17 protein-coding genes are annotated in these 18,697 nt (G+C 65.0%); 9 read left to right on the top strand and 8 right to left on the bottom strand.

The features are described from left to right. Positions 1-23: 23 nt before the first annotated feature. Complete coding sequence (locus tag M8744_RS02705) at positions 24-1,226, top strand: permease (protein ID WP_251409011.1); 1,203 nt, start codon at positions 24-26, stop codon at positions 1,224-1,226. A gap of 74 nt (positions 1,227-1,300) precedes the next feature. On the opposite strand, the gene M8744_RS02710 is transcribed toward M8744_RS02705, so the two are convergent. From M8744_RS02710 to M8744_RS02725, 4 genes are all read right to left on the bottom strand, one after another. Beyond that, positions 1,301-2,623, bottom strand: a complete 1,323-nt coding sequence (locus M8744_RS02710; protein WP_251409014.1) for a pyruvate dehydrogenase complex dihydrolipoamide acetyltransferase — start codon at positions 2,621-2,623, stop codon at positions 1,301-1,303. A 12-nt stretch (positions 2,624-2,635) separates the two neighbouring features. Next, positions 2,636-4,051 (bottom strand): pyruvate dehydrogenase complex E1 component subunit beta, encoded by a 1,416-nt coding sequence (locus M8744_RS02715; RefSeq protein WP_251409017.1) that lies wholly within the window; start codon positions 4,049-4,051, stop codon positions 2,636-2,638. Between the two features lie 18 nt (positions 4,052-4,069). Further along, a complete protein-coding gene (gene pdhA / locus M8744_RS02720; protein WP_251409020.1) occupies positions 4,070-5,080 on the bottom strand; it encodes a pyruvate dehydrogenase (acetyl-transferring) E1 component subunit alpha in 1,011 nt (336 codons plus the stop codon). Positions 5,081-5,195: 115 nt separating this feature from the next. Continuing rightward, positions 5,196-5,495, bottom strand: coding sequence for an FtsB family cell division protein (locus M8744_RS02725; RefSeq protein WP_251409022.1), 300 nt, complete (start codon positions 5,493-5,495; stop codon positions 5,196-5,198). Between the two features lie 224 nt (positions 5,496-5,719). On the opposite strand from M8744_RS02725, the gene M8744_RS02730 reads away from it, so the two are divergent. Further along, positions 5,720-7,336 (top strand): acyl-CoA dehydrogenase family protein, encoded by a 1,617-nt coding sequence (locus M8744_RS02730; RefSeq protein WP_251409025.1) that lies wholly within the window; start codon positions 5,720-5,722, stop codon positions 7,334-7,336. A gap of 185 nt (positions 7,337-7,521) precedes the next feature. Here M8744_RS02730 and M8744_RS02735 read toward each other — a convergent pair whose 3' ends face one another. Beyond that, on the bottom strand, positions 7,522-7,773 hold the full coding sequence (locus tag M8744_RS02735) for a DUF465 domain-containing protein (RefSeq protein ID WP_251409028.1): 252 nt from the start codon (positions 7,771-7,773) through the stop codon (positions 7,522-7,524). 102 nt (positions 7,774-7,875) lie between these two features. Here M8744_RS02735 and M8744_RS02740 point away from each other — a divergent pair, with 102 nt between their 5' ends. Continuing rightward, entirely contained in the window at positions 7,876-8,823 is a 948-nt protein-coding gene (locus tag M8744_RS02740) for a hydrogen peroxide-inducible genes activator (protein WP_251409031.1), read from the top strand. Positions 8,824-8,944: 121 nt separating this feature from the next. On the opposite strand, the gene M8744_RS02745 is transcribed toward M8744_RS02740, so the two are convergent. Then, positions 8,945-9,835 (bottom strand): fructose bisphosphate aldolase, encoded by an 891-nt coding sequence (locus tag M8744_RS02745; RefSeq protein WP_251409034.1) that lies wholly within the window; start codon positions 9,833-9,835, stop codon positions 8,945-8,947. A 110-nt stretch (positions 9,836-9,945) separates the two neighbouring features. After that, positions 9,946-11,136 carry a phosphoglycerate kinase gene (locus M8744_RS02750; RefSeq protein WP_251410025.1) on the bottom strand — a complete coding sequence of 397 codons (1,191 nt, stop codon included), beginning with the start codon at positions 11,134-11,136 and terminating at the stop codon, positions 9,946-9,948. 128 nt (positions 11,137-11,264) lie between these two features. Between M8744_RS02750 and M8744_RS02755 the strand changes: the two genes are divergently transcribed. The 4 genes from M8744_RS02755 (at position 11,265) to M8744_RS02770 (ending at position 14,086) form a co-directional block, all read left to right on the top strand. Next, on the top strand, positions 11,265-11,771 hold the full coding sequence (locus M8744_RS02755; protein WP_251409036.1) for a peptidylprolyl isomerase: 507 nt from the start codon (positions 11,265-11,267) through the stop codon (positions 11,769-11,771). Then, entirely contained in the window at positions 11,764-12,309 is a 546-nt protein-coding gene (locus M8744_RS02760; RefSeq protein ID WP_251409038.1) for a peptidylprolyl isomerase, read from the top strand. The genes M8744_RS02755 and M8744_RS02760 overlap by 8 nt, the downstream gene beginning before the upstream one ends. Then, positions 12,306-13,037 (top strand): DUF4336 domain-containing protein, encoded by a 732-nt coding sequence (locus M8744_RS02765; protein WP_251409040.1) that lies wholly within the window; start codon positions 12,306-12,308, stop codon positions 13,035-13,037. The genes M8744_RS02760 and M8744_RS02765 overlap by 4 nt, the downstream gene beginning before the upstream one ends. 83 nt (positions 13,038-13,120) lie before the next feature. Beyond that, positions 13,121-14,086 carry a DUF3179 domain-containing protein gene (locus M8744_RS02770; RefSeq protein WP_251409042.1) on the top strand — a complete coding sequence of 322 codons (966 nt, stop codon included), beginning with the start codon at positions 13,121-13,123 and terminating at the stop codon, positions 14,084-14,086. Here M8744_RS02770 and M8744_RS02775 read toward each other — a convergent pair. Then, the gene (locus M8744_RS02775; RefSeq protein WP_251409044.1) at positions 14,083-15,255 is read right to left on the bottom strand and encodes a pyridoxal phosphate-dependent aminotransferase; all 1,173 of its coding nucleotides are present in this window, start codon (positions 15,253-15,255) and stop codon (positions 14,083-14,085) included. The genes M8744_RS02770 and M8744_RS02775 overlap by 4 nt on opposite strands. A 226-nt stretch (positions 15,256-15,481) precedes the next feature. Here M8744_RS02775 and cysS point away from each other — a divergent pair, with 226 nt between their 5' ends. Together cysS and cimA are read left to right on the top strand one after the other, a co-directional pair. Beyond that, a complete protein-coding gene (gene cysS, locus M8744_RS02780; protein WP_251409046.1) occupies positions 15,482-16,903 on the top strand; it encodes a cysteine--tRNA ligase in 1,422 nt (473 codons plus the stop codon). A 145-nt stretch (positions 16,904-17,048) separates the two neighbouring features. After that, on the top strand, positions 17,049-18,674 hold the full coding sequence (cimA, locus tag M8744_RS02785) for a citramalate synthase (RefSeq protein ID WP_251409048.1): 1,626 nt from the start codon (positions 17,049-17,051) through the stop codon (positions 18,672-18,674). Positions 18,675-18,697 lie beyond the last annotated feature (23 nt).

The raw sequence follows: 18,697 nt of genomic DNA on the forward strand, positions 1-18,697 counted from the left end.
CGCGCGTACGGGATGGAGTTTGCATGACTTTCGTCAACCTTTGGGCTGACGCAGCTTTGACATCGGCCGGGTTTTTCTGGATGGCGTTCTGGGCCTTCGGGCTGGGCTACGTGATAAGCGCGGCGATCCAGACATTCGTTGGCCGCGCGCAGATGCGCGCCGCGATGGGCGACAGCCAGGCGCGCGGCGTGGCCCTGGGCACCGTGTTCGGCTTCATTTCCTCTTCTTGCAGCTTCTCGGCACTGGCGGGCACCCGGGCGATTTTTGCCAAGGGGGCGGGCTTCGTGCCGTCGATGGCGTTCCTTCTGGCGTCGACCAACCTTGTGATCGAGCTGGGCATCGTGATTTCCGTCTTTCTCAGTTGGCATTTCGTGGTCGCCGAATATGTCGGTGGCGTTGTGCTGATCCTGGTGATGTGGCTGGTGGTGCGGCTGACGCGGCCCGGTCGGCTGATCACCAAGGTGCGGGAACGGCTTGAAGCCGGTGACGAGGATGAGCCGTTATCCGTTTCGTCGCTGCTGGGGGATCTGCGTAGCTGGGAGATCCTGGCGCGTGGCTACCTGGGTGAATGGCACATGGTCTGGAAGGATGTGACCGTGGGCTTCGCGACAGCGGGGATTATCGCGGCCTTCGTGCCGCCGGCGTTTTTCACGTGGCTTTTCCCCGGCACCGGGTCCGAAGACCTGGCCACCTGGCAGGTCATATCACACGCGTTCATCGGGCCGGTGGCAGCCTTTTTCACCTTTATCGGGTCGATGGGCAATATACCCTTGGCGGGGCTGCTCTTCGCCAACGGCGTCAGCGTTGCGGGCATCATGGCCTTCATCTTTTCCGATCTCGTGGTGTTCCCGGTGATCCGGGTGCACGCGCAGTACTACGGCTGGAAGATGGCGCTATACATCGCCTTCGTGTTCCTGGTTGCGCTGGTCTTGACTGCGCTGGCGGTTCACTACGCCTTTGGATTGGCCGGGCTGGTGCCCGAGCCGAGCGATGCAAGCCTGATGGCGCCGGGTGAACGGTTTGTCATCGATTATACGTTTTGGCTGAACCTCGCCTTTGGCGCGGTGACGGTGTTGTTCGGATGGCTTGCCTGGCGCGCGCGGGGGCATGGCGGGCACGCGCATGACCATTCGCACGGTGGCCTGCTGGATACCGTGCTGTACTGGCTGGCGCTGCTGGCCTGGGGCTGGTTGCTGATCGGGCTGGCGCTGAACCTGGTGGTCTGACGCGCGGCGGCAGTTCCGGGCGCTGTTTCGGGTAAAAACAGCGCCCAGTGGCGCCATCATGCGCCTGCCGGTGGTCAGGCCAGCATGAGCATCGGGTTTTCCAGGTTGTCCACGATGTGCTGCAACAGCTCTGCCCCCAGCGCACCGTCGATTACCCGGTGATCGACGCTGAGCGTGACGCTCATCACCGTGGCGCTGGTCAATTCGCCATCGGCACCCACGACCGGCTTTTTCACGCCTGCACCCACGGCCAGGATGGCGCCGTGCGGCGGGTTGATGACCGCGTCGAAATTGTCGATCCCGAACATGCCAAGATTCGACACGGCGAAACTGCCGCCCTGGTATTCATGGGGTGCCAGTTTCCGGTCGCGGGCGCGGGCAGCCAGGTCTTTCATTTCGGCCGACAGCGCAGACAGCGATTTCGCCTCGGCATCTTTCAGCACCGGGGTGAACAGCCCGCCCTCGATCGCCACGGCCACGGCCACGTCCGACGGTTTCAACTGCAACACCCGGTCGCCTGCCCAGACGGCATTGGCGGTGGGCACAGATTGCAGCGCAAGGGCACAAGCCTTGATGATGAAATCATTGACCGACAGCTTGACGTCGCGCGGCTCCAACTGCTTGTTCAGCTCGGAACGGAATTTCAACAGCGGGTCGAGCCGGATGTCGCGCCGCAGGTAGAAATGCGGGATGGTCTGCTTGGCCTCGGTCAGGCGCGCGGCGATGGTGCGGCGCATCCCGTCGAGCTTGATTTCTTCGAACTCGCGGCCTTCGTACATCTTGAGCACCGCATCCGTGCCCAGCCCTGCGGGCGCCTGCGCGGGGGCGCTGTCGCCCGATGCGGGGGCCGCGTCGCGGGTCGCCTTTGCCGGGCGTTCGCCTTGCGCCGCCTCTTCCACATCAGCCTTGATGATCCGGCCGCGGGGGCCGCTGCCCCTGATCTGGCCCAGGTCCAGGCCCTTGTCGGCGGCGATGCGTCGCGCAAGGGGCGAGGCGAAAATGCGCTCGCCATCCGGTGTCTTTGGGGCGGGTGGGGCGCTTGCGACGACCGCCGGGGTATCGTCGGTCGGGCGTTCGTCGCTGTCGCTTTTGGCGGGGGCGGCGGCGGGCTTGGCCGGCGCGCCGGGCTCGGCGTCGATGTCATCGGCGCTTTCGCCCTCTTCCAGCAATATGGCGATGGGGCTGTTGACCTTCACGTTCTCGGTGCCTTCGGACACCACGATCTTTCCGATGGTGCCTTCGTCGACCGCCTCGAATTCCATCGTGGCCTTGTCGGTTTCGATCTCGGCGAGCAGGTCACCGGCAGACACGGTGTCGCCTTCCTTGACCAGCCATTTCGCCAGCGTGCCTTCCTCCATCGTGGGGGACAGGGCGGGCATCAGGATTTCCGTGGGCATCGCGCGTCCTCCTTAGCGGTAGGTGACTTGGTTGACCGCCTCGATCACCTCGTCGACCGAGGTCAGCGCGTGGCGTTCGAGATTGGCGGCATAGGGCATGGGCACATCCTTGCCGGTGACGTTCACGACCGGCGCATCGAGATAGTCGAACGCGCGCTGCATGATGACCGAGCTGATATGGTTGCCGATGCTGCCCACCGGCCAGCCCTCTTCCACGGTGACGCAGCGGTTGGTTTTCATCACGCTGGCCAACACCGTGTCGTAATCGATGGGGCGCAGGGTGCGCAGGTCGATCACCTCGGCCTCGACACCGTCTTCGGCCAGCTTGTCGGCCGCTTCCAGCGCATAGGTCATGCCGATGCCGAAGCTGACGATCGTCACATCGCTGCCTTCGCGCCATGTTCGGGCCTTGCCGAAAGGAATGGTGAAATCCTCCATCACCGGCACGTCGAAACTCTTGCCGTAAAGGATCTCGTTTTCCAGGAACACGACCGGGTTCGGATCGCGGATCGCCGATTTCAGCAGACCCTTCGCATCGGAGGCCGAATAGGGCATCACCACGCGCAAACCGGGAATCTGCGCATACCATGCGGCGTAATCCTGGCTGTGCTGGGCGGCCACGCGGGCCGCGGCGCCGTTGGGGCCACGGAACACGATGGGGCTGCCCATCTGGCCACCCGACATGTACAGGGTCTTGGCCGCCGAATTGATAATCTGGTCAATGGCTTGCATGGCGAAGTTCCAGGTCATGAACTCCACCACGGGGCGCAGGCCGCCCCACGAGGCGCCGACGCCGACACCGGCGAACCCATGCTCGGTGATGGGCGTGTCGATCACGCGCTTGGCGCCGAACTCGTCCAGCAGGCCCTGGGTGATCTTGTAGGCGCCCTCGTATTCGGCCACCTCTTCACCCATCACGAAAACGGTGCTGTCGGCGCGCATCTCCTCGGCCATGGCATCGCGCAGCGCCTCGCGCACGGTCTGTTTTTTCAGCTCGGTGCCCTCGGGCCAGTCCGGGCTGCGGTCGGGTTGCGGCGCCTCGGCCGTGGCCTCGTCGCGCGGGGCGCGATTTGCCTGGGCCGGAGCGGCATCGGGCGTGTCCGACGTGTTCTTGTCGGCATCTTTCCCGGTGGCGGCGCCTTCGTCCGGCGCGCCGGCCTCGGCGTCGAGGTCATCGGCGCTTTCGCCCTCTTCCAGCAGAACGGCGATGGGGCTGTTGACCTTCACGTTCTCGGTGCCTTCGGACACCACGATCTTTCCGATGGTGCCTTCGTCGACCGCCTCGAATTCCATCGTGGCCTTGTCGGTTTCGATCTCGGCCAGGATGTCACCGGCCTTGACCGTGTCGCCTTCCTTGACCAGCCACTTGGCCAATGTGCCCTCTTCCATGGTGGGCGAGAGGGCGGGCATCAGGATTTTGGTTGCCATTGTCTCAATCTCCTCCCGTCACGCGTTCTGCGGCGCCGCGTCGGCGTAAATGTCCGTCCACAGCTCGTCCAGCGCGGGTTCGGGGCTTTCCTTGGCGAAATCGGCACTGGCGTTGACGATTCCCTTTATTTCCTTGTCGATCGCTTTCAGATCGTCCTCGGAGGCGTGCTTGCCCTGCAGCAATAGGTCGCGCACATGTTCGATGGCGTCCTTTTCCTCGCGAATTTTCTGCACCTCTTCGCGGCTGCGGTATTTCGCGGGGTCCGACATCGAGTGGCCGCGATAGCGGTACGTCTTGATTTCCAGGATATAGGGGCCCTTGCCCGCGCGGCAGTGTTTCACCGCCTTCACGCCGGCATCGCGCACCGCCAGAACATCCATCCCGTCAACCGCTTCGCCGGGGATGCCGAAGGCCTCGCCGCGGGTGAAGATGTCGCCGGTCGAGGTTGATCGCTTCTGCGCCGTGCCCATTGCATACTGGTTGTTCTCGATCACGAAGATCACCGGCAAGTCCCACAGCGCGGCCATGTTGAAGGTTTCATAGACCTGGCCCTGGTTGGCCGCGCCATCGCCGAAATAGGTAAAGGTGACGCGGTCGTTTTCCAGGTACTTGTCGGCGAAGGCGAGGCCCGCACCCAGTGGCACGTTGGCACCGACGATGCCGTGCCCACCGTAGAAATCCTTCTCGGTCGAGAACATGTGCATCGAGCCGCCCTTGCCCTTGGAATAGCCGTCGGTGCGGCCGGTCAGTTCGGCCATGACGCCGTCCGGGTCCATCCCGCAGGCCAGCATGTGTCCGTGGTCGCGATAGGTGGTGATGCGCTTGTCGCCCTCTTCAGCCGCGGCTTCGAGCCCGACAACAACGGCCTCCTGCCCGATATAGAGGTGGCAGAACCCGCCGATCAGGCCCATGCCGTATAGCTGGCCGGCCTTTTCCTCGAATCGCCGGATCAGCAGCATGTCACGGTAAAACTGTTTCAGCTCGTCGGCGGAAACATTCGGTTTGGCTTGGGTTTTTCTGGCAGCCATGCTGCGCCTCCCTTCGCGAATGGCAATAGTTTAGCGTTAAACTATTCCATACAGCATTCTGCCGTGTCATGCGAGTGGAAATTCCCGCGGCGCCTGCGTTGCGCGGGCCGTTCGGTCAGCGAATGACGATCTCGTCCGATCGCAGCAGGCCCAGCACGTCGCGCGCCTGTTGATCCAGCAGGTCGATGTCCAGATAGTCGTCAGACAGGCGGCGGGTCAGGTTTTCCATGCGCGCCACTTGCGCCTCCAGCCGGTCTAGCTCGGCCTCAAGGGTGGTGCTGTCAGCCTGGATCTCGGCGCGGCGGAACAGGCCGTAATCGCCTTGCACCGCGGCAAAGGCGAAATAGGCGCCCATCGAGAACGCCACCGCGAAGAAAGCCAGGATGCCAAGAGCGGGGGTCTTGCGCCGTGCCATGATACTGCCGTTTCTGCCTCTGATCGTGCGGCTAGCGCGCACGTTTCTGCCTCTGATCGTGCGGCTAGCGCGCACATTGAAAAGACTGTGCCACAATCGTCTTGTGCTGTGAATCCCCCAAATCGCACCGGCCCTGTGTTTTCCCGCCCGGGGCCGGCCGGAACGCCGCGTAAAACTGGCGTGATGGCCGCGCCGCTGGCATTCTGGCGGCAGGAGGAGCCAGAATGACAACCGCACCCCACAGCCAACTTGCCACGCACGACGTCACCAACCAGCCCGAACCCCGTGCCGACCGCGACCTGTGGTCAGGCGATACCGCGCTGCGTGCCGCCGCGCGATGGGCCGGTGCAGATGCCACGGCGCTGGCCGAGGCCGGCCGCCTGATGGGCCGCGACGAGATGCGCCAGCATGCCGAGAACGCCCGCCGCGACGCGCCGCGCCTGCATGTGTTCGACCGGTCCGGCCGGCGCCGCGACGAGGTCGAGTTTCACCCGGGCTATCACGCGATCATGGATCTTGGCATGACGCTGGGCTACGCGGCGCGACCGTGGGAGGATGCACCGGGCGGACATGCCACCCATGCGGGGCTTGTCTATTACATGGCGCAGCTCGAACCCGGCATTTCCTGTCCGTTGACCATGACCTATGCCGCCGTTCCGGCGCTGCGCGACAACCCAGCGCTGGCGGAAACCTGGGTGCCGCGGCTGACGGCGCGCGTCTATGATCCGTCGATTGCTCCCGTGGGCCGGAAACGCGCCGCGACCATGGGCATGGCGATGACCGAAAAGCAGGGCGGGTCAGACGTGCGGGCCAACGCGACCACGGCCGCCCCGCATGGCGATCATTACACGTTGCGCGGGCATAAATGGTTCTGCTCGGCGCCGATGTGCGACGGTTTTCTGACGCTGGCCCATGCGCCCGGCGGGCTGACCTGTTTCCTGGTGCCGCGCTGGCTGGAGGAGGGGCGCAACACGATGCATCTCATGCGGCTCAAGGACAAGCTGGGCAACCGCGCCAATGCCTCTTCCGAGATCGAGTATCACGACGCGGTGGCCTATCGCCTGGGCGAGGAGGGGCAGGGCGTCAAGACCATCATCGAAATGGTCCATCATACCCGGCTGGATACAGCCATGGCGCCCGCCGGGCTGATGCGCGCGGCGCTGGACGAGGCGTATTGGTGGGTCTCGGGGCGCGCGGCCTTTCAGCGCCGGTTGATCGACCAGCCCCTGATGCGGGCCGTGATGGCCGACCTGGCACTGGAGGTCGAAGCCGCGACCGCGCTTGCCTTCGGCGCCGCGCGCGCCTTTGACGGCACCAGCGAGGCCGACCGCGCCTTTGCCCGGATCAGCGTCGCGCTGGCCAAGTTCATCTCGAACAAGCGCGCGCCGGTGATGATCGTCGAGGCGATGGAGTGCCTGGGCGGCATGGGCTATATCGAGGAAACGCCGATGCCGATGCTCTATCGCGAGGCGCCGTTGAACGGCATCTGGGAAGGGTCGGGCAACGTGATCTGCCTGGATATCCTGCGCACGCTTGTCAAGGAACCCTTGGCCACCGAGGGGCTGATGACCCGGCTGCAATCGGTGATCGGGCGCGATCCGCGCTACGACGCGGCGCTCAGGGCGCACCAGACGCGCTGGCCTGCGCTGCCGCCCGAAGCCGAGGCGCGCTGGTTCGCCGAAAGCGCGGCCAACCTTCTGGCCGCGGCCTACCTTCTGGAACTTGAATCCGTGCCCGTGGCCGAGGGCTTTATCGCCACGCGACTGGAGGGGCAGCGCGGGCATGTGCCGGGGGCGGTCTCGGGCATCGACATCGACGGCATCCTTGCGCGGCTGGGCTAGGGGGTGACCGGGGGCGCAAGCTCTTGCACCCCGGTCTTTCCCGCCAGGCACTGGCGGCGCCCGCCGTTGATGACACGAAGCTGGGGCTTTTCCGGTGCGGCCCTGTCGCGGCAGGCGCGGGCCAGCTCGTCAAGATCGCGGCCGTGAAACAGCCCCGACGCCTGCGCGACATCTTCCGGGCGCCATCATGCAAGGCCTCCGCGCCGCGCCGCTGCGTGGCCGGCCAGCGGCTTGAGCGTGCGCAACACGCCATCGTAACGCGCCAACTGGTCGCGGATGCGCAGCTTGCGCGCCTTCAATTGCCGCAGGCGCAACCCGTCCGGGGCGGGGCGCAGCTCTTCGGCCGCGATCTCCTCCTCCAAGTCTGCCTTGCGCCTGTTCAGGGCCGCAACCCGCGCGGAAATGCTGGCAACACGATCCAACACTGAATGTTTCATCCTGACCTCCCGTTTCGGTTCACCTGTGCACCTTGATATGGGAAGAGATTGGGCAGATATTCAGGCTAATGGGACGAGTTTATCCATAGGAAAAACCTATACATGGGCGTGCCGCCCGATCTGCCCTCAATGCGCCAGCTGCGCTATTTCGTGACCCTGGCCGATAACGGGCAGTATCGCCGCGCCGCCGAGCGGCTGGGCATCAGCCAACCGTCGCTCAGCCTTCAGATCGCCGCCTTGGAAAACCGCGTCGGCCAGCGCCTTGTCGAACGCCGCCGTGGCGGGCTTGTGCTCACACCGGCGGGGCGGGAAATCCTGCCAAGGGCGCGCGACATCCTGGCCCAGGCCGAGGACCTGGCCGCGCTGGCGCGATCGCTTGATGCCGGTGTGACGGGCACGTTGCGGCTGGGGGCGACGCCCACCATTGGCCCCTACATGCTGCCCGGAATCCTCCGCCACCTGCACGAAACGCATCCCGAGCTGAAACTGCTCGCCCGCGACGGCCCGCCCCGCGACATGATCGAGGATCTGCTGGCCGGTGCCCATGACCTTGTCGTCACGCAATTGCCCCTCGCGGCGGCCGATCTCAGCCTGCGCCCGCTTTACCGCGAACCGCTTTTCCTGGCCGTGGCCCGCGATCACGCGCTGGCGGCGCGGGCGCGCGTTGGCACCGCCGACCTGGCCGGGCTCGACATGCTCTCGCTTGGGCCGGCCCATGCTCTGCACGGGCAGATTACCCGCCTGTGCCGCGATACCGGCGCGCGGCTGCGCAGCGAATACGAAGGCACCAGCCTTGATGCGTTGCGGCAAATGGTGGCGATGAACATGGGGGCCACGCTGCTGCCGGCACTATACCTGCGCTCGGAAATGCCGGCGCATGACACCGACGTGGTGGCGGTGCCTTTTCATCCGGTCATGACCCGCACGGTCGGTGTCGCCTGGCGGCGCAGTCTTGGCCATCCGCGCCTGATCGCGCGGTTCCTGGAAGCCGCCGATGCGGTGGTCGCCGATGCCTACAAGGGCCTCGTGGTACAAATGCGCGGTGCCTAATCGCGGCCCGGGGCTTCCTCTTGCCGGAAATACCCCGGGGGTGAATTGGCCCGGCACGGGCCAAGAGGGGGCAGCGCCCCCTGGTCCGGGCGGGCGCTGCACGCCCGCAAGCCCGGTGGCCTCAGCCCGCGACCGAGGCGTTGTAGATGCTCTCGATCGAGGCCGCGATGGTCGCGTTGAACGCCTCGTCGGTCTGCCCTGCGCTCAGCCCCTCGGTGAGCGCGCGCGAAAAGCTGGCGATCATGCCGGTGTTCTTCGACAGCCGGTCGTTGGCCTCGTCCCGGCTGTAGCCGCCCGACAGGGCCACGACGCGCATCACGCGGGGATGGTCGACAAGCGGTTTGTAGAGGTTCGCCACCTCGGGCAAGGTCAGTTTCAGCATGACCTGCTGCTCTTCGGGCAGCGCGTCGAGATGAGCCAGAAGCTCGGCCAGCAGGATATCCTCGGCCTCGGCCTTGTCGGCGATCGAAATCGTCACCTCGGGTTCGATGATAGGCACCAGACCGTGCGCCAGGATCCGGCGGCCGATTTCAAATTGCTGCGCCACCACCGCGCGGATGCCGGGCGCCGAGGCCGCGTTGATGACCGAGCGCATCTTGGTGCCGAAGATCCCCGCCTTCACGGCGCGCGCCAGCAGCGCGTCCAACTCGGGCATCGGCTTCATCATCTGCACGCCGTCCTTTTCCGCGTCCAGCCCCTTGTCGACCTTCAGGAACGGCACGACCCCGCGCCTTTCCCACATGTATTGCGGGGTCGGCATGCCGTCCATCTCGCGATCCATGGTCATTTCGAACAGGATCGCACCCAGCACCTTGTCCCCGTTGAAGGCGGGTGCCTGCGCGATACGGGTGCGCATCTGGTGCACCAGGTCGAACATCTCGGCATCGTTGGAATAGGCGTCCTCGGCCACGCCATAAAGCCGCAATGCCTTGGGGGTCGAGCCACCCGACTGGTCGAGCGCCGCTATGAAACCCTTGCCGGTCGTGATCTTTTCAGCCTGTGCCGCGTTCATGGTGACTATGTCCTGTTACAGTGTCGTTGCGATCAAATCTTGCGCCAGTGTCTAGGACAGGCGCGCAGGGGTTGCAATTATGGTGGCGCTAACGCGGGCGCGCGCGGGGGTTACGTCACCTTGTCCAAGGCGGCGACACCGGGCAGCAGTTTGCCCTCCATCCATTCCAGGAAGGCGCCCCCGGCGGTCGATATATAGGTAAAGCGATCGGCGGCGCCGGCGCGTTTCAGCGCGGCCACGGTGTCGCCGCCCCCGGCGACCGACACCAGTTTGCCCTCGGCGCTCAGTTCGGCGGCGCGGGCCGCGGCGGCGTTGGTGGCCGCGTCGAAAGGTGCGATTTCAAAGGCGCCCAGCGGACCGTTCCAGATCAATGTCCTGGCCGCTTCCAGCGCCGTGATGATGCGTGTCACGCTTTGCGGCCCGGCATCCAGTATCATCGCGTCGTCGGGGCATTCGGTGGCGGGTACGGTTTCGTTTGCCGCGCCCTCGGCGAATTCGCGCGCAACCACCACGTCCGCTGGCAGGATGATCTCGCAGCCGGTGGCTTGTGCCTTCGCGATGATCTGTGCCGCGGTGTCCGCCATGTCATGCTCGCAAAGCGATTTGCCAACGCCGATTCCCTGTGCGGCCAGAAAGGTGTTCGCCATGCCGCCGCCGATCACCAGCTGGTCGACCTTTTCCACCAGGTTGCCCAGCAGGTCCAGCTTGGTCGAGACCTTGGCCCCGCCCACGACCGCCACCAACGGGCGCGCGGGCGCGCCCAACGCGGCCTCCAGCGCCTCAAGCTCGGCCTGCATCAGGCGGCCCGCGCAAGACGGCAGGAGCCGCGCCAGACCCTCGGTCGAGGCATGTGCACGATGCGCGGCGGAAAACGCATCGTTGCAATAGACATCGCCCAGCTCGGCCAGGCGGGCGGCGAAGGCGGGGTCGTTGGCCTCTTCTCCTGGGTGGAAGCGGATATTCTCAAGCAGCAGCACATCGGCGTCGCGCGCCTCTTCGGTCAGGTTCTCGGCCGCTTCGAGCGTTTCGACGAACCGCACCTTGCGGCCCAGCTTTTCCTCCAGCGCGGGCAGGCAGACCCGCAGCGACAAGTCCAGCACCACCTTGCCCTTGGGGCGACCGAAATGCGCGATCAGCATCGGGTGGCCCCCCTTGGCCAGGATATCCAGCACCGTCGGCACGATCCGTTCGATCCGGCTGGCATCGGTCACCACGCCATCCTCGACCGGCACGTTGATGTCGACGCGCACAAGCACGCGCTTGCCCGCCAGGTCGATGTCGTCCAGCGTGTTCCAGGCCATGATCCCATCCATTGCTGCGGCTGTGTCGGGCGTCTCATGGCGCGATGGCGCGCGTGCGTCAACCTCTGCGCTTGGCTTTCGCGGCGCGCGCGCCTAGGTTTGCGCAAACATCTGAAAAGGAGGGCCCGATGGCCGAGATCACCGACCCCGAGAACACGATCCTGATGGAGCTGAAAGGCGGCACCGTCACCATTCAACTGCTGCCCGACGTGGCGCCCAAGCATGCCGAGCGGATGAAAGAGCTGGCCCGCGCCGGCAAGTATGACAACGTGGCCTTTCACCGCGTGATCGACGGTTTCATGGCGCAGACCGGCGATGTGCAATTCGCCAACATGGAAACCGATTACACCCCCGCCCGCGCGGGCACCGGCGGCAGCGACCTGCCCGATCTGCCGGCCGAGTTTTCCAAGCTGCCGCATGACCGGGGCACGCTGGGCGCGGCCCGTTCGGCCAACCCGAATTCGGCCAACAGCCAGTTCTTCATCAACTTCAAGGACAACCATTTCCTGAACGGGCAATACACCGTCTATGGTCGCGTGATTTCGGGCATGGAACACGTAGATGCCATCGCGCGCGGCGAGCCGCCGGCCAGCCCCGACCGGATGATCAGTGTCAAGGTGGCCTCGGATGCGTAAACTTGCCCTTTTGCTGGCGCTGGCCGCCAGCCCCGCCGCCGCGACCGGGATCGCCATTAAGGTCGAGGGCGAGGCCAACGGCACCATCACCATCGACCTGCTCGAGGACGTGGCGCCGGGCCATGCCGAACGGATCGCCGCCCTTGCGGCCGAAGGCGCTTATGACGGGGTGGTATTCCACCGCGTGATCGAGGGGTTCATGGCACAGACGGGCGATGTCCAATTCGGCAAGATGGGCCAGGACATGCGCCAGGCCGGCATGGGCGGGTCCGACAAGCCCGACCTGAACGCCGAGTTCTCTGACATCCCCTTTGACCGGGGCGTGGTGGGCATGGCGCGCAGCCAGAACCCGGACAGCGCCAACAGCCAGTTCTTCATCATGTTCGACGAGGGCCATTTCCTGAACGGGCAATACACCGTGGTGGGCCGCGTGACCGAAGGTATGGACGTGGTTGACGCCATCAAGCGTGGCCGCGGCCAGAATGGTGCCGTGGTGGGCCAGCCCGACGTTATGACCAGCGTCACCGTGGTGGAATGACCGGCCCGGCCTATCCGCCGCTCGATACTCCCAAGCCGGTGGCGCGGGACATCTGGGTGGTGGATGGGCCGGTGATCCGCTTTTACAAGATGCCGTTTCCGACCCGCGCCACCGCGCTGCGGCTGGCCAATGGCGATCTGTGGCTGCATTCGCCGACGCGCTGGAGCGCGTCCTTGCAGGCGCAGTTGGAAGAGTTGGGCCCGATCCGCCACCTCGTGGCCCCGAACTGGATTCACTACGCGTCTTTGCCCGAATGGCAAGCCGCGCTGCCGGGGGCGCAGGTCTGGGCGGCGCCGGGTGTTGCGGCGCGGGCGGCGTCGCGCAATGTCGCGTTCCGGATAGACCACGCGCTTGGGCAGGACGCGCCGCCCGACTGGGCGGGGCAGGTCGACCAGATGGTGGTGACCGGCAGCAACTTGCATGCCGAAGCAGTGTTCTTTCACCGCGCGTCGTCCAGCTTGATCCTGACTGACCTGATCGAGAATTTCGAACTGCGCACGCTGCCCTGGTGGATGCGCGGGCTGGTGCGTCTGGGCGGCATCGCCGAGCCGGGGGCAATGCCACGCGACATGCGCGCGAGTTTTGCCGGCCACCGCGCCGAATTGCGCGCGCAGGTGCAGCGCATGATCGCTTGGGCGCCCGAACGCGTGATCGTTGCGCATGGGCGTTGGTATGACCGGGATGGCACGGCCCAACTGCGCCGCGCCTTTGCCTGGCTGCTGGACTGACGGACTATCACGAATGCGTGGCGGGGCTATCGCGATGCGCGATTATGGCGCACGCTGTTGCTGTCAAATGGCAGGAGGCCCTTATGCTCAACCGCGTTTGTCTTGTGCTTGCCGCATTTGCCCTGGCCAGCATGGCCCAGGCAGAGCCGCGTTCCTGGAAATCCGAATGGCCCGAAACGGATTTTTCCCGCACCAGCGTGGAAAACTGGTCCGAGATCATCAGCGGCGGTCCGCCCCGCGATGGCATCCCTGCGCTGACCGACCCGGACATGGTTCCCGCCCGTGAGGAAGCCCGGCTGGACCCGCGCGAACCGGTCATGACGCTGGAACTGGGCAATGGCGCGCGCGCCTATTCTGTCCGCTACCTGATGTGGCACGAGATTGCCAATGATGTGGTAGCAGGACAGCCCGTCGCGGTCACCTATTGCCCGCTGTGCAACACCGCCATGGTGTTCGATCGCCGCGTCGGGGACCGGGTGCTGGAATTCGGCGTGTCGGGCAAGCTGCGCTTCTCGGACATGATCATGTATGATCGCCAGACCGAAAGCTGGTGGCAGCAGGCGCTTGGCACCGCCATCGTCGGCGAAATGACGGGCACGCAACTCACGCAACTGCCTGCCGTGATGGAAAGCTGGGGCGATTTCCTGGATCGCCATCCCGACGGGCTGGTGATGGACCAGCCGCGCACCGCCCGCCAATACGGGATGAACCCATACCGTGGGTATGACGGGTCCGCGCGGCCGTTTCTCTATCGTGGGGAAAACCCGCCCCATGGTATCGAGCCACTGGCCCGCGTGGTGCGCGTGGGCAACCGCGCCTGGCCGATTGGCCGCCTGCGCGCGGCCGGCGAGATACGCGAGGCCGGTCTGGTGCTGCGATGGCAGGCGGGGCAGGCCTCGGCTCTGGATACGGCGGAGATCGCGCAGGGCCGCGACGTGGGTACCGTGCGGGTGACGGACGATACCGGCCAGCCGGTGGTGCATGACATGCCCTTCGCCTTTGCCTTCCACGCCTTTCACCCGGACGGCGACTGGATGCTGGGCGACTAGGTCGCCAATTCGCTAGCCATGTCGACCAGCGTCTGGAACGCCTCGGCAAAGCGCGCATCCGCAACCGTCAGCGCCACGCGGATATGGCCCGCCGGCGCCTGGCCAAAGCTTTCGCCGGGCATGACGGCGATCATGTGCTGCGCAAGCAGCCTTTCGGCGAAATCCAACCCCGACAGCCCCGTGGCGCGGATATCCAGCATCATGTACATCGCACCTTGCGGCGGCAGCGCGCGGATGGCGTTCTGCCGGCCCAGGATATCCATCGCGATGGCGCGACGGCGGGCAAAGGGGGCGGCGATTTCCTGCTCCAGCGCGGGGCCTTCGTTCAGTGCGAAAAGCGCCGCATCCTGGATGAAGCCGGGCACACCGTACGTGGTATGGATCGCCAGCGACGCCAGGTGGGCGATGGCGCGCCTTGGCCCGACAAGCCAGCCGATGCGGCTGCCGGTCATGGCGTGGCTTTTCGACATCGACCCCACGACCAGCGTGCGTTCGGCCATGCCGGGCAGGGCGCGCGGCGACAGGTGGGCACCGTCCCATACCTGGGTGTCATAGACCTCGTCCGAGATCAGCCAAAGGTCATGCTTTTGGCAGACCCGCGTGATACCATCGAGCGTGGCGCGTGAATAGACCGCGCCGGTGGGGTTGTTCGGGGTGTTGACCAGCAGGCTTTTCGCACCCGGCGCGGCGGCGGCCAGGTCATCGGCGCGCGGCTGGAACGCATCTTCGGCGCGGGCCTGCACCGGCACCGCCTGTGCGCCGATGGCGCGAATCGTGCCGGGATAGGTCGCATAGTAAGGGTCGATGAAAAGCGCCCGGTCGCCATCGTCGCATACCGCATGATGGGCGGCAAACAGCCCCGATTGCCCGCCCGGCGTGATCAGCACGTTTTCGCGGGCGGTGGGCACGCCGGTGCGCGCCTGCACGCGCGCGGCCACCGCATCGCGCAAATCATCTGTGCCCGACATCATAGCGTATCCGGTATGGCCGCCGCGCGCCGCGCGGTCCATCGCGGCCAGGATCCTGGGGTCGGTGCGTATGTCATGCTCGCCGATCGTCAGCTCGACCACCGGCTGGCCGACATCGGCCATCGCGCGCGCCTTGAAGAACAAGTCCCACCCGTCGCCGCCCTTGCCGATCATCCGGGTGATGCGCTGTGACAGTTCCATGGGGCCGGCCTTCCTCGTTTTGATCAAATCCGGGCTGACCATGGCCGCGAGATTTTCGCTTGGCAAGGGGCGGGCAGGAGCGTAACGTAGCGTCTCATGAACGGAAGCTGCATCATTCGCATCTGCATCTGCATTACCGGCTGACATCGTCAGGCGGGCCGTTCCTTCTTTCCCTAATCCGATGAAGTTGCTAAGCCCGCCGCGAGCGTCGCGCGCGAGGAAAGACATGACCGAAATCCGGCTTTACAACACGAAGTCCCGCAAGAAAGAACGGTTCACGCCGATCGACCCGCAAAACGTGCGCATGTACGTCTGCGGGCCCACCGTTTACGACCGCGCGCATCTGGGCAACGCCCGCCCGGTGATCGTATTCGACGTGCTTTATCGCCTGTTGCGCCATGTCTACGGCGCGGATCACGTCACCTACGTGCGCAATTTCACCGACGTGGATGACAAGATCAACGCGCGGGCGGCCGAAAGCGGGCGCTCCATCGCCGAGATCACGGCGGAAACGACGCGGTGGTTTCTCGATGACATGGCCGCCGTGGGCGCGCTGGAACCCAACGCGATGCCCCGCGCCACCCAATACATCCCGCAGATGATCGCCATGATCGAGGATCTGATCGCGAAGGGGCACGCCTACGAGGCCGAGGGGCACGTGCTGTTCGCGGTCGAAAGTTACCGCGATTACGGCAAGCTGTCGGGCCGCTCGGTCGATGACATGATCGCGGGCGCACGGGTCGAGGTGGCGCCTTACAAGCGCAACCCGATGGATTTCGTGCTGTGGAAGCCGTCGGCCGACGACCTGCCGGGCTGGGACAGCCCCTGGGGCCGGGGGCGTCCGGGCTGGCATATCGAATGTTCGGCCATGGCATACGAACTCTTGGGCGAGACATTCGACATCCATGGCGGCGGCAACGACCTGATGTTCCCGCATCACGAAAACGAGATCGCGCAAAGCTGCTGCGCCCATCCCGAGGGCGGTTTCGCGCGCTTCTGGTTGCATAACGAGATGTTGCAGGTCGAGGGTAAGAAAATGTCCAAGAGCCTGGGCAATTTCTTTACCGTCCGCGATCTGCTGGACCAGGGCGTGCCGGGCGAGGTGATCCGCTTCGTCATGCTGTCGACCCATTATCGCAAGCCGATGGACTGGACCGAGAAGAAGGCAAAAGACGCAAGACGAACCCTAGAACAGTTCCATCGCTTGGTTTTTGATGTCTTGCCGTCGCCGTCACCAGATCTTCGGCGAGTAGATCACCCCTTGATCGAAGCCTTGGCCGATGATCTGAATACTCATGGGGCTTTGCATTGCCTGCATGTCCTTGCAGCTTTTGCAGATGACACAGCAAACCCATTGCGACAGGAAGCAGCGCAATCTCTTGCGGATTCCTTGTTATTCTTGGGCTTGTTCAACCCCGATTTCTCGCGTAGCGCGGTCTCAATCATTGACCCTAAAGATTGGCAAAGATTGAGTGACACTTTGTCAAAGTTACGCCTAGACGCGATTGCCGCGAAGGATTTCACCGAAGTAGACCGCATGAAATCCGCCCTCATCGACGCTGGCGTCGAGGTGCGGATGTCCAAGGATGGTGTCGAATTGGTCCCCGGCCCAGACTTCGACCCCACCAAGCTGGAGGCGTTGAAATGATGCGCGGCAAAATCACCCCTCTTGCCCGGCGGCACGCCGGGCAGCCCCCGACCGCCCCCATGGGCGGGGGCTTCTCCCCCGCCCGCGGCCGGGGGCTGCCCTTTGCACTTTGTGCTGCGAGCGGTGAAACGGCGAGGGTGCAGCGATGAAGGACCGCCTTTATATCTATGACACGACGCTGCGCGACGGGCAGCAGACGCAGGGCGTGCAATTCTCGACCGATGAGAAAATCCGCATAGCGCAGGCGCTGGACGAGTTGGGCGTCGATTACATCGAAGGCGGCTGGCCGGGGGCAAACCCTACCGACAGCGCCTTTTTCGACGCCCGCCCCGACACGCAGGCGCGGTTCACCGCCTTCGGCATGACCAAACGCGCGGGCCGATCCGCCGATAATGACGACGTGCTGGCCGCCGTGCTGAACGCGGGCACGCCGGCGGTGTGCCTTGTGGGCAAGACCCACGACTTCCACGTGACCGCGGCGCTGGGGATCGGGCTGGACGAGAACGTGGAAAGCATCCGTGCCAGCGTCGCCCATGTCGTGGCGCAAGGGCGCGAGGCGCTGTTCGATGCCGAGCATTTCTTTGATGGTTACAAGGCCAATCCCGACTACGCGCTGGATTGTCTGCGCGCCGCGCATGACGCGGGCGCCCGCTGGATCGTTCTGTGCGACACCAATGGCGGCACCCTGCCGGCCGAGATCGGTCGTATCACCGCCGCCGTGATTGCCGCCGGGATTCCAGGCGCGCGGCTGGGCATCCATTGCCACAACGACACAGAGAACGCGGTTGCCGGCAGCCTGGCCGCGATCGACGCGGGCGCGCGGCAGATCCAGGGTACGCTGAACGGGCTGGGCGAACGCTGTGGCAATGCCAACCTGACAACGCTGCTGCCCAACCTGCTGCTGAAACACCCCTATGCCAGCCGCTATGATACCGGGATCACGCAAGAGGCGCTGACCGGCCTGACCCGCATCAGCCGAATGCTCGACGAGATCCTGAACCGCGTGCCCATGCGCCAGGCGCCCTATGTCGGGGCCAGCGCCTTTGCACACAAGGCCGGGCTGCATGCCAGCGCCATCCTGAAAGACCCCAGCACATACGAGCATATCGACCCCGCCCAGGTGGGCAACGCCCGCATCATCCCGATGTCGAACCAGGCCGGCCAGTCGAACCTGCGCCGCCGCCTGGCCGAGGCCGGAATCGAGGTGCCCGCGAATAGCCCCGCCTTGGCGCGTATCCTCGAGGTCGTCAAAGAGCGCGAGTCCCAAGGCTATACCTATGACAGCGCGCAGGCCTCGTTCGAACTGCTGGCGCGCGGCGAACTGGGCCAGTTGCCCGATTTCTTCGAGGTCAAGCGCTACAAGGTGACCGTTGAGCGGCGCAAGAACAAGTACAACCAGATGGTCAGCCTGTCCGAGGCCGTGGTGGTGGTGAAGGTCGATGGCGAAAAGAAACTGTCGGTCAGTGAATCGCTGGACGAGGACGGCAGCGACCGCGGCCCCGTCAACGCGCTGGCGCGGGCGCTGTCCAAGGATCTTGGGCGGTATTCCGACATGATCGCCGACATGCGGCTGGTCGATTTCAAGGTGCGTATTACCCAGGGCGGTACCGATGCCGTCACCCGCGTCATCATCGACAGCGAGGATGCCGCCGGGCGCCGTTGGTCAACCGTTGGGGTCAGCCCGAACATAGTCGATGCCAGTTTCGACGCGCTGCTGGATGCGATCACCTGGAAACTCGTGCACGAAGGCACGGTGGTGTCCGCAGCGTGAGCCGGCGTGCGGGGTTATGTAAA

Source organism: Lutimaribacter degradans (assembly GCF_023703375.1).
GTDB classification, from domain to species: Bacteria; Pseudomonadota; Alphaproteobacteria; order Rhodobacterales; family Rhodobacteraceae; genus Lutimaribacter; species Lutimaribacter degradans.